Annotated in this window: 5 protein-coding genes and 1 pseudogene; all 6 read left to right on the top strand. The window is 38.2% G+C overall.

Annotated features, from left to right (window positions below; all coding sequences use genetic code 11):
* A partial coding sequence (locus QM460_RS10110) for a type IA DNA topoisomerase (protein ID WP_414290030.1) occupies positions 1-1,545 on the top strand: 1,545 nt, incomplete at its 5' end.
* Between the two features lie 2 nt (positions 1,546-1,547).
* Positions 1,548-3,398 (top strand): AAA family ATPase, encoded by a 1,851-nt coding sequence (locus QM460_RS10105; protein WP_050077958.1) that lies wholly within the window; start codon positions 1,548-1,550, stop codon positions 3,396-3,398.
* A gap of 91 nt (positions 3,399-3,489) precedes the next feature.
* The gene (locus QM460_RS10100) at positions 3,490-3,828 is read left to right on the top strand and encodes a hypothetical protein (protein ID WP_050077956.1); all 339 of its coding nucleotides are present in this window, start codon (positions 3,490-3,492) and stop codon (positions 3,826-3,828) included.
* 13 nt (positions 3,829-3,841) lie between these two features.
* Positions 3,842-4,915: a hypothetical protein gene (locus QM460_RS10095; protein WP_050077954.1), complete on the top strand. Its 1,074-nt coding sequence runs from the start codon at positions 3,842-3,844 to the stop codon at positions 4,913-4,915.
* A 12-nt stretch (positions 4,916-4,927) separates the two neighbouring features.
* Positions 4,928-5,734: an LPXTG cell wall anchor domain-containing protein gene (locus QM460_RS10090; RefSeq protein ID WP_050077953.1), complete on the top strand. Its 807-nt coding sequence runs from the start codon at positions 4,928-4,930 to the stop codon at positions 5,732-5,734.
* Positions 5,735-5,753: 19 nt separating this feature from the next.
* Positions 5,754-6,668 (top strand): annotated as a pseudogene (locus tag QM460_RS10085) (peptidase); the annotation flags it as partial.

Here is a 6,668-nt window from a genome sequence, read left to right as displayed (position 1 = left end):
ACAAATGTTTCATTTAAGCAACATCTGAAAGAGGACAAGGGTTCTAGAGAAAAATTTAAGAGAATCTATGATGAAGTGGTAGCAGCGGATCAAGTGATTATTGGGACGGATGCTGATAGAGAAGGAGAGCGTATTGCGTACTCTATTTTATCGCACATACCAGGAGGCAAGGAGAAAATTTGGAAACGGCTTTGGGCAAGCTCCATGACAAAGAAAGCTCTTCAAAAAGCTTTTCAGGAATTAAAGGAACCTTCAGAAACCTACAATTACTATTTAGAAGCTGAAGCACGTGCACAAAGTGATTGGTTGGTAGGAATGAACTTATCACCTCTTGCAACGATTGATCTTCAAGCAAGAGGACAACTCCCTCGAACAAAAGGTAGCCATCTATCGGTTGGTCGAGTTCAAACACCAGCGGTCAGACTAGTTTGTGAGAATGATTTAGAGATTCGCAACTTTACTCCAGAAAAATATTGGAAACTTCAGCTGGAGGATAAGGAAAATGGGGTATTCTTTACTACCAAAGATAAAACTAAAGATAGTGAAGCTATTTTAGCCTCTTCAAGGGGATTATCAGCCACCTCTATTGTTTCTTCAGTTGAGGTAGAAAAACATCAGAAATCAGCTCCACAACTATTTACCTTGTCAGCATTACAAAGTTTTGCAGCAAGTGCCTGGAAATTTGACTCAGATAAAACTGAGAGCATTGTTGAGGGACTGTACTTAGAAGGTTTTCTCTCCTATCCACGACCAGACTCAGAATACATCAGTCATTTTGAATTTGATGATTTAAAAGAAAATCTATCTGCCTATCAAAAAGCTATTAATTGTCATTTTCAGCCAGCGTTTTTGGAGCCTAGAGAAGATTACGTCAATGATGAAAAAGCGTCTGGTACGAGCCACTCAGCCTTGATTCCGACTGAAAGAATTCCAAACCTTTCAAATCTAAAAACTGACCAACGACTGATTTATGAAGCAGTTGTGAAGCAGGCGATCTTGATGTTTGCGGATGATTGTCATTATTCAATAAAAACAATCGATGTAGAAAATAATGGTCTTGTTTTTAAAACAAAAGGTAGAACGCTTCATAAGTTAGGATGGGCTGAATGGAGTTCTCGAAAGGTACGAGGTTCTGTTGAAGTTCCTGATTATCAAGTGGGAGATGAAATTGATACGCAGGTTCAGATTGTAGGAGGTGAAACAAAACCACCTAAGAGACTAACTGAAAGCCAATTGATTGGCCAAATATTTCCTAAATATGGCTTGGGAACACAAGCCACTAGAGGAGAAATCATTAAAAAAATTCAGAGTAAAGGCTATGTTGTCAAAGATAAAAAAACAGGTCAACTAACTCCTACCAACAAGGCCTATCTACTTATCAATTATCTCTATGACAATGAATTCTCTGATCCAGAGACAACAGGAGGCTGGGAAATGTTTCTATCTCAGATTGGAGAAGGGACAATCAATCCACGAGAATTTGTGGATGCGATAAAAGATAAGCTCACTCTTCAAATCAAGGAAGTAAAAGAAAGAGGTGATTAAGTGTGACTACTGAAGAAAAGAAAAAAACACCTTATTTAGATCGTTATACAGATAATTTGACAGAAAAAGTTTCAAAAAAAGCAGAAGATTATCAGGTGTATGGACGTGATAAAGAAATAGAAGCTGTTCAGACGACTCTTCTCAGACGAACCAAGAATAATCCTATTTTGGTAGGAGAAGCTGGAGTTGGAAAAACAGCTATTGTTGAAGGATTTGCTTTAGCCATTTTAAGAAACCAGGTATCTCCCAAATTAAAAAACTTGACTGTGCGCTCTCTGGAACTATCTAGTTTAATGTCAGATGAGGATGGAGGATTTATTGTTAAGTTTAAAAAAATTATTGAGGAGATGGTAGAAACCAAAGGAGAGAATCTTCTCTTTATTGATGAATTTCATACTATTGTTGGTGCTGGTGGTTCAGATAAGGGCGCTTTGGATGCTGGAAATATTATTAAACCAGTTTTGTCACGTGGTGAGATGCAATTGATTGGCGCAACTACTTTAGATGAATTTCATGAATATATTGAAACGGACCGAGCGCTTGAGCGAAGGATGCAGCCAATTAGGGTTTCTGAACCAACAACTACTCAAGCGATTGAAATTCTTGAGCAAGCTAAAACTATTTACGAAAATTTTCACCAGGTGTCTATTAGCTCTGATGCTGTAAAACAAGCTGTACTTCTATCCGTCCGCTACATACCTGATCAATTTTTACCTGATAAAGCCTTTGACTTAATAGATGAAGCAGCAACAATTTGTTCTACAAATGGATTAGGCCATGTCAGGAAGCAAGAAATTGCAGAGGTGCTGAAAAATAAAACAGGTATTCCTGTCACGACGATTTTGAAAGGTAACAAGGAAAGACTAGATGGTTTAAAAGAAAAGCTGTCACGACGTGTTAAAGGCCAAGATGAGGCTGTAGATGCTGTTGTGAATGCTATAACTGTTGCCCAAGCTGGTTTACAGGATCAAAGAAAGCCCTTGTCTTCCTTCATGTTTCTAGGAACTTCTGGAGTTGGAAAAACCGAGCTTGCCCTGGCATTGGCAGAGGGGATGTTCGATGATGAGGAGGCAATCATTCGTTTTGATATGTCTGAGTATAAGCAAAAAGGAGATATTACAAAACTGATTGGCGATCGTCAAACGAGAACGAAAGGTCAATTGACTGAGAAGGTTAAACAAAAACCTTATAGCGTTATCCTGATCGACGAGGTGGAGAAAGCACACTCAGAAGTTGTAGATTTATTTTTGCAGGTGCTTGATGCAGGACGTTTGACTGATTCAACTGGAAGGCAAGTGAGTTTTAAGAATACGATTGTCATTATTACTACGAATATTGGTTCTCAAAAAATTATTAATCAGTATGAATTGAAAGGGAATTTTAAAAAGCTAACCGACAGGGACAAAGTTCAGTTTGAAAAGAGCATGACGTTGGAGTTGGAAACTAGATTTCGACCAGAATTTCTCAATCGAATTGAATATAAATTGATTTTCAATATGTTAGACGAGGAAGTGAATAAGGAAATTATTGTCAAACAACTATCAGAAATCGAAGAAAGAATGAAGAATCAACAGTTGACTCTTTCTTATGAAGAAAGTTTGGTTACTTATTTATTAGATGTAGGAACAAATATAAAGGATGGTGCACGGCCACTTGAAAGAGTGATTAAGCATAAGGTGCTTCCTTTAATTTCTAAAGAGTTTCTGAACTTATCCGATCACAATCAAGAGTATCATTTTCATCTTTGGGTAGAAGGTGATGCGCCAGATGAGCATCACCGTGAAGATAAAAGAAAAATATTATTCGATGTCGAAGCTGAAAAGACGTCATTTGGGGAAGCATTATTTTCTTAAAACTCACCTTAAAAAAATGATTGTCCCTTTAAAAAATTTTTTTCAATTATCTATTATACTAACGTTGTCAAAAAAACAAAGGAGGATTTCTATGAAAAATTATTTGACAAGACAACTTCAGCAAGTAAAAACAAAATCACAGATGTTTTTATTGAGCCTTTCCCTGTTCCTAACAGGATTTACAGTCTATGCGGACGATCCATTTGCTAAGTCGGATAACTTGGCGAAACAAGGAATTACAAAAGTTCAGCTAGTCAGTGTTGCACTATTTGGGCTAGCTGCCGTTGTCACTTCGCTCATTTATGCGTTTGGTGGACGGGAGTTAAAAGCCTCAATGAAAAAGAATTGGATATCAATTGCAATTGCAATTATTGGTGTTTCAGCGGGACCAAGTATTATTGAATGGATTTTTGATTTCGTAAGAAGTTAAGGGGTGGTGATTTATGGCTTTTTCACTCTTTAATAAAGATCGCTGTACGATTACAGATGATCTATTTTTAGAAATTTCCTGGGAAGATGGAAGAGGTCCAGAGGATGATAGTGAGTTACTTGCTATCATCGAGGGATTGGATCATCTTTCTGATTTTTCTCAGCCGATTTCAAAAAGTTTGCCCTACCTAACATTTAACCAGGCCGAGTTGTTATTTAAAGAGTTGAAACAAGCGTATAGTCAGTTTCAGCTGAAAAAAGTAGCAATCGCCCATCTGGAAGGGAAAAGCGTGGTGACAGAAGGAGAGGTTTACGCTAGTCCCTTCCTCATTACAGAAGACTATGAAAACCTCTTGCTTCCCCTCATTCAAGCGATACTAACTCGCTCTGAATTTGCAAATTACAGCTATCAAGAAAAAAGGGAGTATTTTGAGAACCAGATTTATCCTGTATATAAACAAAGTATGGGATTGTCCGATTCTTCTCTTCCTCTTTTCCCAGCTGAAGGTGAGACGATGGCTGTTTCGCAACCCAATCGCCTTCCACCTGTTCCAAAAGCAAGGGATCAAACAGATGTTGTGCCTTCCGTATCTCAAAAGCAGTCAGTTTCTCTGAAGAAATTTTATCTATTCTTAGGTGTTTTGGGAGTGTTATCAGTAATAAATATCATTTGCGTATTTTTTGCTTTCGCTCAATTGTCAAACCAGTCAGAAAAAGTAAATTTCTTATATCAGGAACAAAAAAATACTCAACTTATCATTTCAACGAAAAATGAAGTTGATGTATTTAGCCGTTATTTCTTACCTTCTTATTACTCGGGCAAAAAAGAAAACCTAGCAGATTTTCTTTCTGAAGGAGATGCAAAATTTACCAAACCAAAAGAAGGGATTTTACAGTCCGTTATTTTAGAGAAATTGAATTATGATTCAGAAACTCAAAAATATACGGTTTCCTATATCCTGTCCGTCAAAAAAGGGGATAAATCATCTAGCGTTAGATTAACTTTTGATGTAAAAGCTTCTGATTCTTCAAAATATGGATTTGTTGTAGAAACAGAACCAAAAGAATCAAATTATCTTAGAAATTAGAAAAGGAAAAAAATGAACAAAAAACAATTATTAGCTACACTAGCACTTTCAACTATCGCACTAGCACAAGCTGGATTTGTATCAGCTGATGAAGTAACACCAATTGATTCTTCTGCTCCAACAACGGAAGTGGTTACACCAACAGCGCCAAGCGCTTCAACAGAAACAGAGGCTCCAGCAACTCAGCCAACAGAGCCTTCAGTTACTCCAGTTGATCCAACAGCTCCCTCAGACAAGGATAACGCAGGAAGCCTTGACGGAGTGCCAGCTGATAAACCAGCACCTTCAGATAAGGTGCAAGACAAGGATAATGCAAGTAGTCTCGATGGTGTTCCAACACCATCAGATAAACCACAAGACAAAGACAACGCAGGAAGTCTTGATGGAGTGCCAGCTGATAAACCAGCACCTTCAGATAAGGCGCAAGACAAGGAAAACGCAGGTAGTCTAGATGGTGTTCCAGATGAACAGCCAAAAACTACTGATCAAGCGAACCAGCAAGGGAAGTCGCAAATTGGAACAACCTCTACATCAACAGGTCAGGCGGTGCATGATATTACGAAAGCACCTGTTCAAACCAGCACAGGTAATTCCATTGTCAGCACTAAAGATGGAAATCTTGTCCTTGAAGATGGCTCTGTAGTTGCTCCTGAAGCACTTGGAGCTGTTACAAATGAAGACAAGACCATCAGTGTTTCAACTGCAGATGGTAAAATGGTAACTTTGCCAAACACAGGGTCAGAACAAAGTTTCCTAGCTGCAATCGGCGGCTTATTGCTTACAGCAGTAAGTTATTTCTACAAGAAACAATTATTTTAATTAAAGGAGAAAAGAAAAAATGTTTAAAACACAAGAAACAAAAGTATTTGGATCAATTCGTAAGGTGAAGCGCTACGGTGCTTGTGGAGTAATTTTGGGTATGGCTGCTCTTGCTATGGCTTTTTCATCAGGTACTGTGTCTGCTGATGAGTTGAGTGCAAATCAAAATGTGCCAAAAACTGTTCAGGAAGCACCTAAACAAGAAGTGCCTAAGCAGGACGAAACTGCCAAGCAGAATACTACCGTCGATGTTGTAGTTGATCATTCAACTGTTGATAAGGCTGTTTCTGAAGCTAAGAAAGCAGGCCTAGAAGTAAAACAGGATTCTCCTGTGGATGCTGGAGTTGCTGAGAGTCAGGAAGAACTTGCGAAGCGTCAGACTGCTGTAGAAAAGGATTATGCGAATCAAGCAAATACGGTTTCTACTGAAATTGATGGCTACAAGAAAGATGTAGCAGATAATGAGCGCGAGAAAAAGGATGTTCATGATAAAAACGAAGAGATTCGTCAGGATCATGAGAAAGCTAAAAAAGAGCTAAAAGAAAAGAATGATCAGATTGATGAGCATAACAAAGAAAATTTAGCAAAATATGCTAAAGAACAGACAGCTTATGAAAAAAAATTGGAAGAGCTTAAAAAGAAAGGTGTTGCTGCAACTGCCCCAAACATTTCTTTGTATGGTAACTATGACGAAACAAAACGTGGTTCTTTGGAATACTACGGTAAACTTACCGCAGCGTTTTCAGGAGTAAAAGATTTGGAGTTGGTCAAAGGTACGTTAGGAGCTACTTCTGAAACCACGATTGAACTTGGTCGTCCAGATATGATTGATAAAGAGGAAATCGCTCGTCAAAATGCCACGTCAATCGGTGGGACAATTCTAAAAAATATTAAGGAAGGTGATTGGTTTACCCTGCACAAAATTGGTAAGACT

It is taken from the genome of Streptococcus infantis, from assembly GCF_047464415.1.
In the GTDB taxonomy this organism is placed as follows: domain Bacteria; phylum Bacillota; class Bacilli; order Lactobacillales; family Streptococcaceae; genus Streptococcus; species Streptococcus infantis_AE.
This window is presented reverse-complemented; position numbering and strand designations above follow the sequence as displayed.

Excerpts from the sequence above, each read along its gene's own strand:
- QM460_RS10100 (WP_050077956.1), top strand. The coding sequence starts at position 3,490 with ATGAAAAATTATTTGACAAGACAACTTCAGCAAGTAAAAACAAAATCA.
- QM460_RS10095 (WP_050077954.1), top strand. The coding sequence starts at position 3,842 with ATGGCTTTTTCACTCTTTAATAAAGATCGCTGTACGATTACAGATGAT.
- QM460_RS10090 (WP_050077953.1), top strand. The coding sequence starts at position 4,928 with ATGAACAAAAAACAATTATTAGCTACACTAGCACTTTCAACTATCGCA.